Annotated in this window: 20 protein-coding genes; 15 read left to right on the plus strand and 5 right to left on the minus strand. The window is 61.7% G+C overall.

The genetic code is table 11. The annotated features are described in order from the left end of the window. The first annotated feature begins 140 nt into the window (after window positions 1-140). Window positions 141-1,883, plus strand: coding sequence for a gamma-glutamyltransferase (gene ggt, locus ACQY6C_RS06120; protein WP_427966175.1), 1,743 nt, complete (start codon window positions 141-143; stop codon window positions 1,881-1,883). On the opposite strand, the gene ACQY6C_RS06125 is transcribed toward ggt, so the two are convergent. Further along, on the minus strand, window positions 1,880-2,932 hold the full coding sequence (locus ACQY6C_RS06125; protein ID WP_427966178.1) for a quinone-dependent dihydroorotate dehydrogenase: 1,053 nt from the start codon (window positions 2,930-2,932) through the stop codon (window positions 1,880-1,882). The two genes, ggt and ACQY6C_RS06125, sit on opposite strands and share 4 nt — an antisense overlap. A 512-nt stretch (window positions 2,933-3,444) precedes the next feature. On the opposite strand from ACQY6C_RS06125, the gene ACQY6C_RS06130 reads away from it, so the two are divergent. The 13 genes from ACQY6C_RS06130 (at window position 3,445) to ACQY6C_RS06190 (ending at window position 12,308) form a co-directional block, all read left to right on the plus strand. Next, a complete protein-coding gene (locus ACQY6C_RS06130; RefSeq protein WP_427966181.1) occupies window positions 3,445-3,615 on the plus strand; it encodes a DUF885 family protein in 171 nt (56 codons plus the stop codon). Window positions 3,616-3,639: 24 nt separating this feature from the next. Beyond that, window positions 3,640-4,581 carry a helix-turn-helix domain-containing protein gene (locus ACQY6C_RS06135; protein ID WP_427966184.1) on the plus strand — a complete coding sequence of 314 codons (942 nt, stop codon included), beginning with the start codon at window positions 3,640-3,642 and terminating at the stop codon, window positions 4,579-4,581. Next, a complete protein-coding gene (locus ACQY6C_RS06140) occupies window positions 4,574-5,476 on the plus strand; it encodes a helix-turn-helix domain-containing protein (protein WP_427966187.1) in 903 nt (300 codons plus the stop codon). The genes ACQY6C_RS06135 and ACQY6C_RS06140 overlap by 8 nt, the downstream gene beginning before the upstream one ends. 121 nt (window positions 5,477-5,597) lie before the next feature. After that, a complete protein-coding gene (locus ACQY6C_RS06145; RefSeq protein WP_427966190.1) occupies window positions 5,598-6,008 on the plus strand; it encodes an SUF system Fe-S cluster assembly regulator in 411 nt (136 codons plus the stop codon). 47 nt (window positions 6,009-6,055) lie between these two features. Further along, window positions 6,056-7,531: a Fe-S cluster assembly protein SufB gene (gene sufB / locus ACQY6C_RS06150; RefSeq protein ID WP_427966370.1), complete on the plus strand. Its 1,476-nt coding sequence runs from the start codon at window positions 6,056-6,058 to the stop codon at window positions 7,529-7,531. Further along, a complete protein-coding gene (locus ACQY6C_RS06155) occupies window positions 7,528-7,989 on the plus strand; it encodes a hypothetical protein (protein WP_427966193.1) in 462 nt (153 codons plus the stop codon). The genes sufB and ACQY6C_RS06155 overlap by 4 nt, the downstream gene beginning before the upstream one ends. Beyond that, complete coding sequence (locus tag ACQY6C_RS06160) at window positions 7,982-8,491, plus strand: endonuclease domain-containing protein (protein ID WP_427966196.1); 510 nt, start codon at window positions 7,982-7,984, stop codon at window positions 8,489-8,491. The genes ACQY6C_RS06155 and ACQY6C_RS06160 overlap by 8 nt, the downstream gene beginning before the upstream one ends. Beyond that, window positions 8,488-8,682 carry a hypothetical protein gene (locus ACQY6C_RS06165; protein WP_427966199.1) on the plus strand — a complete coding sequence of 65 codons (195 nt, stop codon included), beginning with the start codon at window positions 8,488-8,490 and terminating at the stop codon, window positions 8,680-8,682. The genes ACQY6C_RS06160 and ACQY6C_RS06165 overlap by 4 nt, the downstream gene beginning before the upstream one ends. A 27-nt stretch (window positions 8,683-8,709) precedes the next feature. After that, on the plus strand, window positions 8,710-9,465 hold the full coding sequence (gene sufC, locus ACQY6C_RS06170) for a Fe-S cluster assembly ATPase SufC (RefSeq protein WP_427966373.1): 756 nt from the start codon (window positions 8,710-8,712) through the stop codon (window positions 9,463-9,465). Next, the gene (locus ACQY6C_RS06175; protein WP_427966202.1) at window positions 9,462-10,235 is read left to right on the plus strand and encodes a SufD family Fe-S cluster assembly protein; all 774 of its coding nucleotides are present in this window, start codon (window positions 9,462-9,464) and stop codon (window positions 10,233-10,235) included. Before sufC ends, ACQY6C_RS06175 begins: the two co-directional genes overlap by 4 nt. Then, window positions 10,232-11,452, plus strand: coding sequence for a SufS family cysteine desulfurase (locus ACQY6C_RS06180; RefSeq protein ID WP_427966205.1), 1,221 nt, complete (start codon window positions 10,232-10,234; stop codon window positions 11,450-11,452). Before ACQY6C_RS06175 ends, ACQY6C_RS06180 begins: the two co-directional genes overlap by 4 nt. Next, the gene (locus ACQY6C_RS06185; RefSeq protein WP_427966208.1) at window positions 11,449-11,961 is read left to right on the plus strand and encodes an SUF system Fe-S cluster assembly protein; all 513 of its coding nucleotides are present in this window, start codon (window positions 11,449-11,451) and stop codon (window positions 11,959-11,961) included. The genes ACQY6C_RS06180 and ACQY6C_RS06185 overlap by 4 nt, the downstream gene beginning before the upstream one ends. After that, window positions 11,958-12,308 (plus strand): HesB/IscA family protein, encoded by a 351-nt coding sequence (locus tag ACQY6C_RS06190; protein WP_427966211.1) that lies wholly within the window; start codon window positions 11,958-11,960, stop codon window positions 12,306-12,308. Before ACQY6C_RS06185 ends, ACQY6C_RS06190 begins: the two co-directional genes overlap by 4 nt. A 138-nt stretch (window positions 12,309-12,446) precedes the next feature. On the opposite strand, the gene ACQY6C_RS06195 is transcribed toward ACQY6C_RS06190, so the two are convergent. The 3 genes from ACQY6C_RS06195 to ACQY6C_RS06205 form a co-directional block, all read right to left on the minus strand. After that, the gene (locus ACQY6C_RS06195) at window positions 12,447-13,388 is read right to left on the minus strand and encodes a hypothetical protein (RefSeq protein WP_427966214.1); all 942 of its coding nucleotides are present in this window, start codon (window positions 13,386-13,388) and stop codon (window positions 12,447-12,449) included. 91 nt (window positions 13,389-13,479) lie between these two features. Continuing rightward, entirely contained in the window at window positions 13,480-13,920 is a 441-nt protein-coding gene (locus ACQY6C_RS06200; protein WP_427966216.1) for a hypothetical protein, read from the minus strand. Then, window positions 13,910-14,599: an EI24 domain-containing protein gene (locus ACQY6C_RS06205; RefSeq protein WP_427966219.1), complete on the minus strand. Its 690-nt coding sequence runs from the start codon at window positions 14,597-14,599 to the stop codon at window positions 13,910-13,912. The genes ACQY6C_RS06200 and ACQY6C_RS06205 overlap by 11 nt, the downstream gene beginning before the upstream one ends. Before the next feature lie 125 nt (window positions 14,600-14,724). Here ACQY6C_RS06205 and ACQY6C_RS06210 point away from each other — a divergent pair, with 125 nt between their 5' ends. Further along, a complete protein-coding gene (locus ACQY6C_RS06210) occupies window positions 14,725-15,720 on the plus strand; it encodes an adenosine kinase (protein WP_427966222.1) in 996 nt (331 codons plus the stop codon). A 29-nt stretch (window positions 15,721-15,749) separates the two neighbouring features. On the opposite strand, the gene ACQY6C_RS06215 is transcribed toward ACQY6C_RS06210, so the two are convergent. Further along, window positions 15,750-16,118 (minus strand): c-type cytochrome, encoded by a 369-nt coding sequence (locus tag ACQY6C_RS06215; protein WP_427966225.1) that lies wholly within the window; start codon window positions 16,116-16,118, stop codon window positions 15,750-15,752. Between the last annotated feature and the right edge of the window lie 62 nt (window positions 16,119-16,180).

Raw genomic sequence — 16,180 nt, forward strand, 5'->3', positions numbered from 1 at the left:
CCCGGGGAGGGCATCTCGTGAAACCCGTTGGAAGGTCTAAGCTGCCTCTGCGCCAGCGGCAAGACGCCTCGTGCCGCCTTGGTGCGAACCGGGCACAGCTGCGTTGCAAGCAGGGCACCGCGACTCTAGAGATAACCAACATGAAATTCCGAACACTTTGGGCAGCCTGCCTCGCTCTCGCGCTCACATCATGTGCGGCAGCCGGGCAAACAGTTGATTCGTCCGAGTCTCCGACCGTTGCAACCGCGTCGGTCGAGCCATTCGTCATTGCAGCAAATCCGCTTGCGGCGAAGGCCGGGATGGATGTGCTGCAACGGGGCGGCAACGCAGCCGATGCTGCGCTGGCCGTCCAGGCGATGCTGTCGCTGGTCGAGCCGCAATCCTCCGGCATGGGAGGCGGGGCCTTCCTCAACTATTTTGACGCGGCCACGGGCAAGATCACGATCTACGACGGGCGCGAGAAAGCTCCGGCACAAGCGAGCCGGACCATGTTCCTCGATTCGGCGGGCCAACCGCTGGCGTTTCGCGATGCCGTGGTCAGCGGCCGGGCAACCGGTGTTCCGGGTGCCGTCGCGGCGCTGGCGCAACTGCACGAGGACCATGGCGCTCTGCCGTGGAATGGGCTGTTCGACGCGGCGATCGAGACCGCAAAAAGCGGCTTTATCATCAGCCCGCGGCTGGGCCGGTTCTTGCAGCGGCCCTTTCCGCAGCTATCTCAGCCCGACGCTGACGCCTATTTTTCGCGCGAGGATGGTACGCGGATGCAGGCGGGCGACCGGCTGACGAACCCGGCCTATGCCGCATTCCTGCGCCGCCTTGCCGATCAGGGTACGGACGCGCTCTATCGCGGGAGCACCGCGGCGCAGATCGTCCAGCGCACGCGCGCTGCGCCGCTCGGCGGTACGATGACGATGGAGGATCTGGCCAGCTATCGTCCGGTCAAGCGCGAGCCGGTTTGCAGGCCTTATCGCGAATGGCAGGTCTGTGCTCCGCCACCGCCGTCGAGCGGAGCGGCTTTCCTCGAACTGCTTGGCCTGCTTGAACGGACCGACATTGCCGAGCGCGGGCCAGGCGATCCACAGGCCTGGTATCTCTTCGCTGAAGCCAGCAGGCTGATGTATGCCGATCGCGATGCCTATTTCGGTGACGGGGATTTCGTCCACGTTCCCGTCGAAGGCCTGCTCGACCCGGCCTATATTGACCGGCGTGCAGCGTTGATCGGCCCGCATGGCGCAGGCAAAGTCACTGCCGGGAAGCCCGAAGGCGCGGACAGGCTGATCGCTGACAAGACAAGGGAGCCAGCAGGCACATCGCATTTCATTGTCCGCGATGCGCATGGAAATGTGCTGTCGATCACCACCACGGTCGAATCGATCTTCGGCAGCGGGAGGATGGTTGACGGGTTCTTCCTCAACAATCAGCTGACCGATTTCTCCTTCAATCCCTATCAGGAGGACGGTCAGCTTGCGTCCAATGCGGTCGCACCGGGCAAAAGGCCACGTTCGTCGATGATGCCTCTGATCCTTCTCGACAGGAATGGAGAATTCGCCGGAGCGATCGGTTCGGCCGGCGGAAGTTCGATACCTGCATATGTCGGCAAGTCGCTGATCGCTTCGCTCGATTGGGGCATGTCGATGCAGGATGCACTGGCACTGCCCAATCTGGTCGCACGAGGTGATGTGGCGAGAGGCGAAGTCGACAAGTTCGATGCCAGCATTCTGGCAGGCCTCGCCCAACGCGGAATCCTATTAAGGCCGGGCCAGGGTGAGGATTCGGGAGTCCACGGCGTCCTTATCCGCGACGGATCGATCGACGGCGGATTCGACCCGCGCCGCGAAGGCGTGGTGCTGGTGAGCCAACCTCCGGCTCTTCCCTTCCCCTAAGTGACTGGGGGTTCGGTCCCGACAGCTTCGGCAATGCTGCTGAAGCCGTCGCGCTCCATCAGTTTCTCGAGCTCGCGCACAATCTGCGCCCCCAACAAGGGGCCTTCATAGACCATCGCGCTATAGAGCTGGATCAGGCTCGCCCCGGCCCTGATGCGCGCCCATGCATCTTCGGCCGAGGATATGCCGCCCACGCCGATCAGTGGCAGGGCGCCGCCTGTGGCCTTGCGAAAATCCCTCAGCCGCTGGTGCGCAAGCGGACGCAGTGGCGCGCCGGACAGACCGCCTGTCTCGCCCGCATGGTGCGATTTCAGCTTCGGGCGCGAAATCGTCGTGTTCGATACGATCAGCGCGCCCAGCTTCCGGTCGATCGCGATTCGCGCGATGGCGTCGATATCGGCGGGCTCCAGATCCGGCGCGACCTTGAGGAAGATCGGCGGAGCATTTTCGCCCATGACCTCGCCCCGCGCTTCGATCACGGCGTCGAGCAGGCCGGTGAGCGCGCCCTCATCCTGGAGTGCGCGCAGACCCGGCGTGTTGGGGCTGGAGATATTGACCGCAAGATAGGTTGCGTGCGGCGCCATCATCCGCGTCATCGCTGCATAGTCGGCCACGCGATCGGATGAATCCTTGTTCGCGCCGATATTGATGCCGAGGACGCCTGGCCTCCCCGCGCGCTTTTCAAGCCGCGCCAGTGCTGCCTGTGCGCCGCCATTGTTGAACCCCATGCGGTTGATGACGCCGCGGTCCTCGACCAGGCGGAACAGCCGCGGCCTGGGATTGCCTGCCTGCGGAAGCGGGGTGATCGATCCGGCCTCAGTGAAGCCGAAGCCCAGCCCCAGCAGCGCATCGGGCACTTCGGCATCCTTGTCGAAGCCGGCAGCCACTCCGACCGGATTGGGGAAGCGAATCCCGGCGACCTCTACAGCGAGCTTGCCCGGTTTCGGCGGCCTGCCGCGCGGCTTCATCCGCAAACCGTCGATCGCGAGCCGATGGCCGGTTTCCGAGTCGAGAGCGAAGAGCGCAGGGCGCAGCAGACGGAAGAACATTGCCCGCGCCTATGCCAAGTGAGCGAACGCCTGTCGAGCGGCGCGCGCCAGGGCCTTGGAAAATCGTTTCATTTCAGTTTTGTGACAGCCATGCTGCTTTTTGTTCCGGCTATGTCGCTTGCATACAATTACTCCCGCGAAGAATCGGCTAGCACACTCCTGCGACCCGAAGGGCTCGGAGCAGCGATGCGAAGAGTTCCTCAACTTCAGAGGGCGGTCTCTTTAAGGGGCCGCCCTTTTTTTATCCGCGTTCCGCGACTAAGGCGACGCATCCCTCTCCTGCTGGAGATATCGATGCGTTTCGAGCGACTTATCCTGACGGGTCATATGGGCGCCAGCCTTGCAGTTGGCGGTTGTGCGACCGCTCAATCGACTGCAAAACCGGGGCCTCCAGCCGACTGGTGCGGAGGCTCCTGCCGAATCACTTGGCACTTTGTTCGGGCGCTGCGAGGCCGCACAACTGGCGCTTTCACCAGAATTGAGGCACTATCGTGGGGTGTGCGATACCGATTATGGCAAGTGGGGCGGCCATTCCGACGAATCGGAGCAGCGCGCGCGGCGAACTCGGGAACAATTTCAATATTCGCGGCTTTCATGATGCAATCCTGAGTTCGGGGCCGGTCCCGCTCGACATCCTCGAAGAGAAGGTCGATGCTTGGAACGCCAAACAGAAGTCGGGGTAGCAAGAACAGAAGGGTCAGGGGGCAATGGCCAAGCGGATGGAAGATGCCGAAGGGCGAACCGGAGGGGGCGGAGAGGCAGGCCTCGCCCTCACGCCGCGTTCGCTGTTCTCGCTCGAATATATCGCGCCGCCGGCGGCGGTGAGCGACTATATTACGACGCTCTACCACTTCCGCTGTGACGAGCCGGAAATACGCGACATCCAACCCGCCGCAGTCGGGCACTTGTCGATCTTCCCATATGGTACCGGCGAGATGCATTTCCGCGACGGCCACGCCGAACCCAGCCATGAAGTCAATCTGATGAGTCCGTTCTCAGTGGCAGCGCCCTTTGTTGTCGATGGACCATTCCACTCGATCGGGGCGGCCCTGTCCGTGCTCGGTTGGGCGGCGCTTACCGGGCGCGATGCGGGCGAATACGGCAATCGCTTCGTCGCTGCATCGGATTGGCTGGGCCCTGAAGCCGCGGATTTGGGCCGCGATTTGTGCGAAGCTTATCGTGCGGGCACCAAGTCCGGTCACGACTGCGCCATGGCGCTGTGCGACTATATCGCGGCAAATGTGAAACCGGTCAGCACCCGCCACATCGAACTCATTCGCACCACCAGCCGCTGGCTCAATACTTCGCTCAACCCTCTGGTTCCGGATTTGATGGCGTCGCTCGCCTATTCCGAACGACAGGTGCAGCGCCTTGTCGAACGCTATTTCGGCCTTCCGCCGCGCGCGTTGGCGCGCAAATATCGCGCCCTGCGCACCGCCGCACTGCTTTCGTTCCCCAAGCTCTCGCCCGAATATGAAGCGGAGCTGGGCGAGGCGTTCTATGACCAGTCGCATATGATCCGCGAAATCCAGCTCTTCGTCGGGCGCACACCTGCAAGGCTCGGTGGCCAAGAGACGCCCTATCTCACCGAAATGCTCACACCCAGGAACCTGCGCGAAATTCGGATGCCGCGTTACCCGGATGAGTGAGCGCGCGCGCCATGCGTTCGAGTTTGTCCCCGCGCCAGAGGATCTCGCGCCTTACCTGAATTCGCTCTACATCCTGCGGATTGCTCCGATCGGTCTTGAGGAGATGCTGCCGGCCTATTCCGGCCAGCTCCTGATCTCGGATGGAGCGTCCGGGAGGATCGATTTCGGCCAGGGATTTGTGGAATCCCCACCCCATGCAGCGGCCGTCGGCCCGCTCAGCCATGCATATCCTCTGAAGATCGACGGCCCTGCCACTTTGCTCGGCGCATCCATGTCTTTCTACGGCTGGGCGGCAATCACTGGCCTGCCTGCTACCCAGTTTGGAGACCGCTTTCTCGATGTGGCGACGGCGTTGGGCCAGGTCGCGAGCGATGCGGCGATGGAGCTTGCCGGCGATCTGCAGGCGGGCAGGATCGAGGCGAGGGCGGGGCTGGACAGGATGGCGGATATACTGCGGCCATGCGCCGCCCCGCTCCCCGAACGACACCGCGAATTGATCGAAGCAGCGTTTGACTGGATCAGCAGCGGTCTCAATCCCCCCACCGCAGAGCTTTATGGCAGGCTGCAATTCTCGAACCGGCAGGTGCAGCGCCTCGTCAAACGGTTCTTTGGCTTGACCCCTTCGCGGCTCAAGCGCCGATACCGCGCCATTCGCGCTGCAACCCTGCTGGCGGATTCGCAACTGGACGAAGCGCTGAGGCTGGAAGTGCTCAATGCCTTTTACGATCAGGCGCATCTGATTCGCGAAATCCGCGAGTTTACCGGCAATACGCCTCGCGTGATTGCCAGCAGCGACGATTCGATCATGCCGGCGACGCTGCGGCAGGACGGATATGGCGCAGTCGATGTGTTTGGCGGTAATGAAGCCAGACAGCTCGCAAAATACCAGGATTGAGCGTCACAGGCGGCCATTAGTTGCTAACGACTCGCAACAAGTGATTTTGCATTGAAATGATCCAAAGTCATGCATAGGTGCAAATCAGACCGATTTCATCTGATTTGAGTTTTAACCGCCGATGCGCCTCTCCAATCTGGCCGATTATGCCGTCGTTACGATGAGCGCCGCCGCGCGCCATTGTGGCGGTGCGCGTACCAGCGCGGCGGAACTGGCGGCCGAAACGGGCCTGCCTGCTCCCACTGTGCAGAAGCTGGTCAGCATGCTCAGCAAGGCGGGGCTGCTTCGCTCCGTGCGCGGGTCTGGCGGCGGATTGCAGCTGGCACGGCCCGCTGCCGCGATCAACGTCGCTGAAATCGTCGAAGCGGTAGAAGGGCCGATTGCGCTGACTCAATGCATGGATGGGCATGATTGCTGCGTCGACCACAATTGTGCGGTCAAGCCGCATTGGCCGGTGATCAACAATGCCCTGCGCGGCGCGCTGGCGGATATCCCGCTGACGCAATTGACCAGGATTGAAGAACCCGCATGAGCGAAGAGATCGACATCCCCAACGCCGATATCCAGGACCATTATGAAATGGACAGGCCTGAAATAGACAAGGATGCGCGCGAAGCCGCTGCCAATGCGGCCGAGTACGAGCATGGCTGGTCTTCCGACATCGAAACCGAATTCGCCGAAAAGGGGCTGTCGGAGGATACGGTCCGTTTCATATCGGCCAAGAAGGGCGAGCCGGAGTGGATGCTCGAATGGCGGCTCAAGGCCTATCGCCATTGGTTGACCATGCCCCAGCCGGACTGGGCGAAGGTCAGTTTCCCGCCGATCGATTATCAGAACGCCTATTATTACGCGGCGCCGAAAAGGAAGCCCAAGCTGGCTTCGCTCGACGAGCTCGATCCCGAGATCAAGGCGGTTTACGACAAGCTCGGGATTCCGATTGCGGAGCAGGAAGTGCTCGCCGGGGTCGAAGGCGCGCGTAAGGTCGCGGTCGATGCCGTGTTTGACAGCGTTTCGGTCGCCACCACCTTCCGCGAAGAGCTGAAGAAGGCGGGCGTGATCTTCCTTTCGATCAGCGAAGCGATCAAGGAACATCCGGAACTGGTGAAGAAGTGGCTCGGCAAGGTCGTGCCGCAGCATGACAACTTCTTCGCTGCGCTCAATTGCGCAGTCTTTTCCGACGGCACTTTCGTTTACGTGCCGGAGGGCGTGCGCTGCCCGATGGAGCTCAGCACCTATTTCCGCATCAATGCCGAAAACACCGGCCAGTTCGAACGCACTCTGATCGTGGCCGAGAAGGGGGCCTATGTCTCCTATCTCGAAGGCTGCACCGCGCCGCAGCGTGACGAGAACCAGCTTCACGCCGCTGTGGTTGAGCTGGTCGCGCTGGAAGATGCAGAAATCAAATATTCGACAGTGCAGAACTGGTATCCCGGCGATGCCGAGGGCAAGGGCGGGATCTACAATTTCGTGACCAAACGCGGGCTGTGCCAGGGCGCCCGGTCCAAGATAAGCTGGACACAGGTCGAAACCGGCAGCGCGGTTACGTGGAAATACCCTTCATGCGTCCTTAATGGCGAGGATTCGGTCGGCGAGTTTTACTCGGTTGCGGTTACAAATAACCACCAACAGGCCGATACGGGAACCAAAATGTTTCATAACGGCAAGGGCAGCCGCTCGACGATCATCTCCAAGGGGATTTCGGCGGGCAAGAGCAACAACACCTATCGCGGGCTGGTGCGTGTGGCGGCCAATGCCGATGGCGTGCGCAATTTCACCCAATGCGATTCGCTGCTGCTCGGCAGCGAGTGCGGGGCGCATACCGTGCCCTATATCGAGGTGAAGAACCCGAGCGCGCAGATCGAGCATGAGGCGACCACCAGCAAGATCAGCGACGATCAGCTGTTCTACGCCATGCAGCGCGGGCTGGGAGAGGAAGAGGCGGTGGCGCTGATCGTCAACGGCTTTGCCAAGGATGTGCTCAAGGAACTGCCGATGGAATTCGCGGTCGAGGCGCAGAAGCTGCTGGCGATTTCGCTCGAAGGGAGCGTGGGATGATGCGCAGCATGATTATTCTTGCGGTCTCAATGGCCTCACCGGCGGTAGCGGCCGAGCGCTTTACACTAAAGCAAGCGATGGAAATGGCTGAACCCTACCTACAGTGCCGTACGCTCTTCGACCTACGCATGATTGCAATCGAAACCGAACTCTACGGCAGCAGCCTGCAACCACACGACTCTCTACGAGAGTCCAACGAATCCGATCCGCGCGCGGAAGAGCTGCGGCAGATTGATCTGCAAGCGATGCGTGATTGTGATTTAGTCGCCCTGCAGAACGATATCCTCTCGGCGTTGCCGACTGACAGGGGTGACAGGTATCAATTCACGATTGAGCTTATTGAAGGCGCGGAAGCAATGCGTCGCAGCGAACTCATCTTTGAAGAAGGCCTCTATTCAAGGCCCATTCCTCGCGTAGTTCTTCCGCCATCAATGCCGTCGGTTCAGATCAATGACTGACCGCAAGACCCTCCAGATCCACACTCCGTCGGAAGAGGCCGAAGCCCCGGCACTCAAGAAGAAGGGCCGTGGGTGGGAAATCTCGGACAAGCGGCTCGATGTGCTGCATGAACAGGCGCGCGACCTGCGGCGCCACTCGTCCGAGGCGCACAAGGCGCTGGCCGAGCGTTTCGCCAAGGCCGACCTGGGCCGCTACAAATTCACCCGCCATGCGGTGGTCGGAAGCGCGATCGTCGATTTCAACTGCCACAACCTAGGCATGGCCATCGCCATCGATGAGGAAGGCCAGAACGACACGCTGGCCAAGCGCCGCGACAAGAGCCTCGAAAGCGTCGGCATCCGCGTGATGCGGATCAAAGCCTCCGACATTCTCGAGAATATGGACGCCGTGCTGGCGCGGATCACCGCCGGAATGCGAATCCGCATCGCGGACAAGCAGGATGCACGGCGCGAACACCACCGCCGCAGTGCGCCGCGCAGCGACAGGAAGGAACAGCGATGATTCCCGGTCTCGACGATCTTCTTGCGCCGGACATGCAGAAGATTCTGCTGTTCCTTCTGCCTGCGCTCGCAGCACTCAGCGCGCTGGTAATGAATATGAGCCGCGGTTTTTCGACCGCCGGCAATGTCGTGATGGTCCTCTTCACGGCGATCGCGATCTATTTCGCCCCCGGCATGATGGAGGTGTTCTGATCGCGCCCCGATTGGATGAAAGACAAGATGCTCACAATTGAAAACCTGCACGCCGAAATCGACGGCAAACCCATTCTCAAGGGCCTCACGCTCACTGTGAACGCCGGCGAAGTCCATGCGATCATGGGCCCCAATGGATCGGGCAAGTCGACGCTCGCCTATGTGCTGGGCGGGCGGCCCGGCTATGAGGTGACCCAGGGTTCGGTCAGCTTCCGCGGCAAGGATCTGCTCGACATGGAACCGCATGAGCGCGCCGCTGCAGGCCTGTTCCTCGGCTTCCAGTATCCGGTCGAAATTCCCGGCGTTTCCAACGTCCAGTTCCTGCGCGAAGCCTTGAATGCCCAGCGCAAGGCGCGTGGCGAAGAGCCGCTTTCGGGCGGCGAATTCCTCAAGCTCGCCAAGGAAAAGGCCGCGCTGCTGGGGCTCGACATGGAGATGCTCAAGCGCAATGTGAACGTCGGTTTTTCGGGCGGCGAGAAGAAACGCGCCGAGATGGTCCAGATGGGCATTCTCGATCCGGCATTTGCAGTGCTCGATGAAACCGACAGCGGGCTCGATATCGATGCGCTGCGCGTGGTGGGCGAAGGGATCAATGCGATCATGCTCTCACCCGAAAAGGGCGTGCTGCTCATCACGCATTACCAGCGCCTGCTCGACTATGTGAAGCCGGACAAGGTTTCGGTCCTCGCAGCAGGACGGATCGTTCGCACGGGCGGGCCGGAGCTGGCGCTGCGGCTTGAGAGCGAAGGCTATGACGCGGTGATGGCGGAGGCTGCGGCGTGAGCGAAACCGCAATCCTTGAACGCCCAACCACGCGGGACGAGGATTGGCGCTATGCCGATGCCGACTATCTCTCGGTTTCGAGCGTCGACACACTCACGCATTGGACCGAATGGAGCGTTGCCCCCGGCGAGGCCCGGCGCGAATATGTCTCGCTGCTTTCTGGCGATGGCGCCGAAGGATCGGTCGAGCGCTTGCGCGTCCATGTCGGCAAAGGTGCAAGGCTGGAGGTCTTCGCCACCATCGCGGGCGGGAGATACCGGCGCTACGAGCTGGAAGTGACGCTGGAGGATGGCGCCCATTTCGAATTCGGTGGCGTGACCATCGGCGGGGGCGACAAGGTACAGGAATTCGTCACCCGCACGATCCATGCCGCGCCCAATGCTACTTCCAACCAGGTCGTCCGCGCTGTGCAATGGGGCCGGGCGGTGGGCAATTTCCTCGGCCGGGTCGAAGTTCAGCGCGATGCGCAGAAGACCGATGCAGCACAGAACTTCCGCGCGATCCTGCTGGAAAAGGGCGCCAGCGCCAATACCAAGCCCGAGCTCGAGATCTTTGCCGACGACGTGCAATGCGCGCATGGTGCCGCAATCGGCCAACTCGACCAGCAGGCTGGTTTCTATATGGCCGCGCGCGGTATTCCGCCCGAGGTCGCGCGCAAGCTGCTGGTCCAGGCCTTCATCGGCGATGCCTTTGTGGCCATCGAGGATGAGACAATCCGCGAGCGGATGCTTTCGGAAGCGCTCGAACAGCTTGACGAGGCTGCGCTATGAACGCGCCCGCATCCCTTGAGCGCGATCTGCGCAGCGACTTCCCCGGCCTTTTGACGAAGAATGGCGAACCCTGGCACTATCTCGATACCGCCGCGACGGCGCAGAAGCCGGGTGTTGTGATCGATGCCATGGCGCGCGCGCTGGGCGAGGATTACGCCACCGTCCACCGTGGGGTCTATGCCCGTTCGGCCGAGATGACGCTGGCCTATGAAGCGGCACGGCGGCGCGTCGCGCAATTCATCGGTGGCGCTGAGGAAGAGGTAGTCTTCACACGCGGCGCGACCGAAGCGATCAATCTCGTCGCCTATAGCTGGGCAATGGCCAATCTGCAGGCGGGCGACCGCATCCTGCTGTCCATGTTGGAGCACCATTCCAATATCGTGCCGTGGCAGATTGTGGCGGAGAAGACCGGAGCGCAGATCGATGTCTGCCCGCTGACCGATGATGGGCGGATCGATCTCGACGCAGCGGAAGCGATGCTGACGGGTCAGCACAAACTTGTCGCTTTCGCACATGTCTCCAACGTGCTCGGTTCCGTGCTCGATGCGCGCCGCGCTGCCGATCTGGCACATGGCGTCGGTGCGAAGCTGTTGCTCGATGGCTGTCAGGCCGTGCCGCGCCTTGCTGTCGATGTCGGTGCGCTCGATTGCGATTTCTACGCGTTCAGCGCGCACAAGCTCTATGGCCCCACGGGCATAGGCGCCTTGTGGGCGCGGAGCGAGATTCTCGAGAGCATGCCGCCTTGGCAGGGCGGCGGATCGATGATCGATCGCGTGACCTTCGCAAAGACGACCTATGCCCCGCCACCGCAACGTTTCGAAGCGGGAACTCCGGCGATTGCCGAAGCCGTCGCGCTCCATGCCGCTATCGACTACGTCACCGGGATCGGCCTGGACGAAATTCATGCGCGAGAAACCGCATTGGTCGCGCAGGTGCACGATGAGCTTGGCCGGATGAACGATGTCACGCTGTTCGGCCCGGCCGATAGTGCGGGGATCGTCAGCTTTGCGATCGACGGCATTCACCCGCACGATCTCGGCACCATATTGGACGAGGAAGGCGTTGCGATCCGCGCCGGGCATCACTGTGCGCAGCCGCTGATGGATCATCTGGGCGTGCCGGCCACGGCGCGCGCCAGCTTCGGCCTGTATTCCGGCGAAAGCGATGTTGCCGCGCTGATCCGCGGCATTGAAAGGACCAAGAGGATTTTCGGATGAACGAGCAGAGGAGCGAGAAGGACTTCGTGGCCGCACCGCCTCCCAATGCGGAGGTTGTGAGCGGTGCTGCCAAGCCGCCGCGCGCGCGAGTGGAGGACGCCGTCGATCCCGGCGAATCCGCAGCTGAAAAGCTGGAGCGCAAGCGCGATTATCTCGAAGGATTTCTGCAGCAGAAGCCTGAGGGCATTGGCGCGGGCGAGCCTGGCGGTGAACTCTACGAAAACGTGATCTCCGCGCTCAAGGAAATCTACGATCCGGAAATCCCGGTCAATATCTATGACCTCGGCCTGATCTATGGAGTCGAGATCAACGATGAAAGCGATGCGATCATCACCATGACGCTTACCACGCCGCATTGCCCCGTGGCGGAGAGCATGCCCGGCGAAGTCGAGTTGCGCGCTGCCAGCGTGCCCGGCGTGCGCGATGCCGAAGTCAATCTGGTATGGGATCCGCCCTGGGGTCCTGAAAAGATGACCGACGAAGCGCGGCTGGAGCTGGGAATGCTATGAGCAAGACACGCGAAATCCCCGCCGCCGTCACGCTTACCCCGGCGGCCGAAGCGCGCATTGCGGAATTGATGAGCAAGGCGCCGGAGGGCGCGATCGGCGTCAAGCTCTCGACCCCGCGTCGCGGCTGTTCGGGCCTTGCCTATTCGGTCGATTACGTCACCGAGGAAGCCGGGTTCGACGAGAAGATCGAAACGCCCGGCGGCACCTTCTATATCGACGGTGCGAGCGTGCTCTATCTCGTCGGCAGCGTAATGGACTGGGCCGAGGACGATTTCACCGCCGGTTTCGTGTTCGAGAACCCCAACGCGAAGGGCGCCTGTGGCTGCGGCGAGTCCTTCATGGTCTGAATTGCGCTGGCTTCGGCTGCAAATGCACCGCTGCTGCGCTTCCGGTGCTCACATGCGTTGAAGCACGCTGCGCGCCGGTTCTCGCATCCGCATATATTCGTTCGAAGCTGACGGAAATCAGCCTCATAGCTTCAGGTGTCAGCCCTCTTCGATGATCCGGCTGAGCAGCGCGCGTTCCAGATCGTCGACCTGGCCATCGGCGTCGATCATCTTCTCCAGCCATTCCTGCTCGAAATCGTCGACAAGGTTTCCGGCCGCTTCGGCTTCGATATAGCGAGTGCCGCTTTCGTTCTTGCCGAAGATCTGGCCGAAATGGTTCCGCACATTCGGCATTTCGCGCGCCATGGCGCCGAAGAATCGGCCCACGCTGGGGCTGTTGTCGGCAATGAAGCCTTCCAGCTCCTTCACGCGTTCATGGCTGAGCTGCGCGTTTTTCAGCTGGAAGCCCTTGAGGAAGTTCGCCACGCCGTCGACGAACAGATCGTCCCACTGCGGTGCGTTCTCTTCCTGCAGCGTCTCGTCCTTGAGGCGGAACAGCATTTCGGCGTCATAGCGGCTGACTGCCGCCGGGCCATATCCTCCGCTGGCGAAAATGAGGCGGCGCAGAATCCGGCATTCGGCAGCGCTGATATGCGTAGCGGACAGATCGCCGCCGTGACGCGTCGGGCCGGTTCCGGTCAGGACGGCCTGTTCGACCTGGCGCAAGGCGTAGTTCTTGAGCAAGTCGGGGACGTTCTGAGCGCGCTCGACCACGCGAACCAGCAATTCCAGCTCGCCCATACTCTCGAGCTTGCCATCCTGATCGAGCGACTGGATCAGCCATTTGGCTTCGTCCTCGCTGCACATATTGCGCGGCTCGCTGCCGTTGAGCACGAATTCGCCAATCGCTTCGACAAAGAAATCGACCCACTCGGCGGTCGGATGCTGGATTGAACGGTTGATCGCGAAGATAGCTTCGGCTTCCTCGCGGTAGATCTTGCCGTCGCCCCAGCCCAGCTGGCGCAGCGATTGCAGTTCGGACGGCGTAATCTGCCCGTCTTCGGCGACCTGTTTGGCCAATTCATCGAATTGATAGCTCATGACACGTCGGAGCCCCCTTCTTTTCAGGGACCTGCTTGAAGCAACAGCCTTAAATTCAGGTTACCAGGCCGGGATTTGCCTGTGAGCGGCGCTATTTGCGGGACAATGCCCTGACGCAGGCTGCCCGATCGACCGCTCGCCCGTCGCTGGCTCGGCGCGCTTCGACATGCGTAGCGCTCGGCACTGCGCCGGGGCGCAAGGGATAGAGATAGATATCGAGCACGCAGGGGGTGTCGCTGAACTGCAGTTTGCGCGCATCGCCTTCCGTCACGTCGAGCTGCGCCTTGCCGAATTTGCGCTCGAGCTCACTCGCGCTTGACCCGATCACCTGATCGAGGCCGGGCAGCCGCATCACTTGAGGCGGACGGAACTGATTGCTGGGCGGGGCGGGAACCACCTGCGGTGGGGGCCGCATGGGTGCCGGGACGCTGGTCTGCGCCGGGCGCGACCCCGTTTGTGGCGAGGCTTGCGGGACTGCGGCGCAGGCGCCCAGCAGCAGGCAGGCGGTGAGGGCTAGGGATCTATTTCGCATTGGCTTTTCGGCATGTGTGAAGGAGGTGCGTGCCAGCGGCCGCGCCGAGGATAGGGGCGAGAAGATTGAGGAAAGGAATCACCATCAATCCCGCGACCGCCGCGCCCAATGCAAAGCGTTGCGCCGGGCTGACCGGACTTCCCGTTTCAGGTTCAAATTGATGCCTCAACCATGCCATATCGGTTAACTCACGACCCAGCAAGATGGCGTTGGCCAGAAAGAATACCACCGCCGGTCCGATTGCAGTGAACAGCAAAATCAACGCCACCGGCAGCGCCACCAGATTGACCAGCAGAGTGCGGACAATCCCGCGCAGACTGTTGGACAAGTCCTCGCGAAAGGGCAGTGCGCGGGCCTGTTGCGCTTCGACCGGATAGTGCTTTCGCTCGACCGCCAGGACCACTTCATCGGCAAAGAACTGCAATACGGCGATAGCGACGATGCGGAACAGGAACCAACCGGCAGTCAGCGTGAAGATCAGGGCTGCGATCGAGCTGAGTTCGGCGCTGAAACCTACTCCCCAGGCGATCAGCGCATGATAGAGCGCATAAAGCGTTGCGCTGCCACCGATGGCGAAGATCGCCAGCGTAATCGCCATGCTCTTCGCCAGGATACGCAACACTGCGGGATCGCCAAGCTGGCCGAAAGCCTTCAACAGGGAGGTGATTACAGCACTCATCGTCACGCCTGCATTTCGATGCAGCGCGGCGGCAAGTCAACGCTTTCGCGCCATATGCACTTGGCGCTGCGCATTCGAGCGGCTAGGCGCTCACTCGTCTTTTTTGCTCTGCAACAGGAATTCATGTGACCGAACCCCGTTATGATGTGATCGCGATCGGCAATGCCATCGTCGATGTGATGGCCCCGGCAAGCGACGAGTTGATCGAAGAGCTGCAACTCAACCGTGGTGGCATGACTCTGGTTGACGATGTTCGCGCAAGGGAACTCTACGATGCGATGGGCCCCGCGCGCGAGATTTCTGGCGGATCGGCGGCGAATACGCTGGCCGGGCTTTCGGCACTCGGTGCGCAATGCGCCTTCATCGGCCAGGTGGCGCAGGATCAGCTGGGCGAGGTCTTCGCGCATGATATCCACGCCGTGGGGATTGATTTCGACACGCCCCCGCGCGCCGGCGCACCTTCGACTGCGCGCTGCCTGATCTTCGTCACGCCCGATGCGCAGCGGACCATGAACACCTTCCTTGGGGCGAGCCAGTTCCTGCCGGCCGATGCTCTCAATGAAGAAGCCATCGGCGGTGCCCGCGTGCTCTATCTCGAAGGCTATCTGTGGGATCCGGAAGAGCCGCGCGCGGCCATGCGCCGGGCAATCGAAACCGCGCGCGATGCGGGCCGCGAAGTCGCGTTCACGCTAAGCGAAGTCTTCGTGATCGATCGTCATGGAGACGATTTCCGCGCGCTGATCGACGATGGGTTGATCGATATCCTCTTCGCCAACCATCTCGAGCTGGCGGCATTGACGGGCGAAGATGACATGGAAGCCGGCATCGCCGCGATCAAGGACAAGATCCCGACGCTGGTGGTAACCCGCAGCGCCGATGGAGCGATTGCAACGCGCAATGGCGAACGGGCAGAGGTCGCAGCCGAACCGATCGATGAAGTGGTCGATACGACTGGCGCAGGCGATCTCTTTGCTGCGGGCTTCCTTTACGGGCATGTGAAAGGCGAACCGCTGGAGACATGCCTCAAGCGTGGTGCCATCGCCGCCTGCGAAATCATCTCGCATTATGGTGCGCGCACCGAAGTCGATCTCAAGGCGCTGATGGAGAAGAAGCTCGGCTAATTGCTCGCCGCAGGCCGGGCGTTCGCAAATCAGTCCGGCAGGCGCTTGTAATCCGGGCTTTGCAGCGTCAGCAGATATTCCGCGATCATATCGACCTGATCCCCGTCGAGGTCGAAATCCATAACTTCGGGATAGTTGTGCGCATCTCTGAGCCAGTTGGCGAGCGTATCCTCGTTCAGACCTTCGCGGTTGGCAATATCGACCCAACGCGGCGCTTCGGGATTGGGAGAGAGCGCTAGCCCCTCCACCGCGTGGCAATCGCCGCATGCTGCCTGCACGAAGGCGAGCGTGTCATGATTGGCCGCAGGCGCGGTGCTGGCGGCTTCAGTCTCGGCGCCGGCATAGGTGCAGGCCGCGCTGGACAGCGAAAGCGCTGCGATCAGGAATATACGGCGCATTGATGTCTCCCTTGTCTCGCAATTTCTACCTGATCGACAGGATCGCCGCGAGCGGTTTCTGA

This window comes from Altererythrobacter sp. (assembly GCF_050299635.1).
In the GTDB taxonomy this organism is placed as follows: Bacteria; Pseudomonadota; Alphaproteobacteria; order Sphingomonadales; family Sphingomonadaceae; genus Erythrobacter.

What these genes read in the sequence shown, in the direction of transcription:
- ggt (WP_427966175.1), top strand. Translation starts at nt 141, where the DNA reads ATGAAATTCCGAACACTTTGGGCAGCCTGCCTCGCTCTCGCGCTCACA.
- ACQY6C_RS06125 (WP_427966178.1), bottom strand. Translation starts at nt 2,932, where the DNA reads ATGTTCTTCCGTCTGCTGCGCCCTGCGCTCTTCGCTCTCGACTCGGAA.
- ACQY6C_RS06130 (WP_427966181.1), top strand. Translation starts at nt 3,445, where the DNA reads ATGGCAAGTGGGGCGGCCATTCCGACGAATCGGAGCAGCGCGCGCGGC.
- ACQY6C_RS06135 (WP_427966184.1), top strand. Translation starts at nt 3,640, where the DNA reads ATGGCCAAGCGGATGGAAGATGCCGAAGGGCGAACCGGAGGGGGCGGA.
- ACQY6C_RS06140 (WP_427966187.1), top strand. Translation starts at nt 4,574, where the DNA reads ATGAGTGAGCGCGCGCGCCATGCGTTCGAGTTTGTCCCCGCGCCAGAG.
- ACQY6C_RS06145 (WP_427966190.1), top strand. Translation starts at nt 5,598, where the DNA reads ATGCGCCTCTCCAATCTGGCCGATTATGCCGTCGTTACGATGAGCGCC.
- sufB (WP_427966370.1), top strand. Translation starts at nt 6,056, where the DNA reads ATGGACAGGCCTGAAATAGACAAGGATGCGCGCGAAGCCGCTGCCAAT.
- ACQY6C_RS06155 (WP_427966193.1), top strand. Translation starts at nt 7,528, where the DNA reads ATGATGCGCAGCATGATTATTCTTGCGGTCTCAATGGCCTCACCGGCG.
- ACQY6C_RS06160 (WP_427966196.1), top strand. Translation starts at nt 7,982, where the DNA reads ATGACTGACCGCAAGACCCTCCAGATCCACACTCCGTCGGAAGAGGCC.
- ACQY6C_RS06165 (WP_427966199.1), top strand. Translation starts at nt 8,488, where the DNA reads ATGATTCCCGGTCTCGACGATCTTCTTGCGCCGGACATGCAGAAGATT.
- sufC (WP_427966373.1), top strand. Translation starts at nt 8,710, where the DNA reads ATGCTCACAATTGAAAACCTGCACGCCGAAATCGACGGCAAACCCATT.
- ACQY6C_RS06180 (WP_427966205.1), top strand. Translation starts at nt 10,232, where the DNA reads ATGAACGCGCCCGCATCCCTTGAGCGCGATCTGCGCAGCGACTTCCCC.
- ACQY6C_RS06185 (WP_427966208.1), top strand. Translation starts at nt 11,449, where the DNA reads ATGAACGAGCAGAGGAGCGAGAAGGACTTCGTGGCCGCACCGCCTCCC.
- ACQY6C_RS06190 (WP_427966211.1), top strand. Translation starts at nt 11,958, where the DNA reads ATGAGCAAGACACGCGAAATCCCCGCCGCCGTCACGCTTACCCCGGCG.
- ACQY6C_RS06195 (WP_427966214.1), bottom strand. Translation starts at nt 13,388, where the DNA reads ATGAGCTATCAATTCGATGAATTGGCCAAACAGGTCGCCGAAGACGGG.
- ACQY6C_RS06200 (WP_427966216.1), bottom strand. Translation starts at nt 13,920, where the DNA reads ATGCGAAATAGATCCCTAGCCCTCACCGCCTGCCTGCTGCTGGGCGCC.
- ACQY6C_RS06205 (WP_427966219.1), bottom strand. Translation starts at nt 14,599, where the DNA reads ATGAGTGCTGTAATCACCTCCCTGTTGAAGGCTTTCGGCCAGCTTGGC.
- ACQY6C_RS06215 (WP_427966225.1), bottom strand. Translation starts at nt 16,118, where the DNA reads ATGCGCCGTATATTCCTGATCGCAGCGCTTTCGCTGTCCAGCGCGGCC.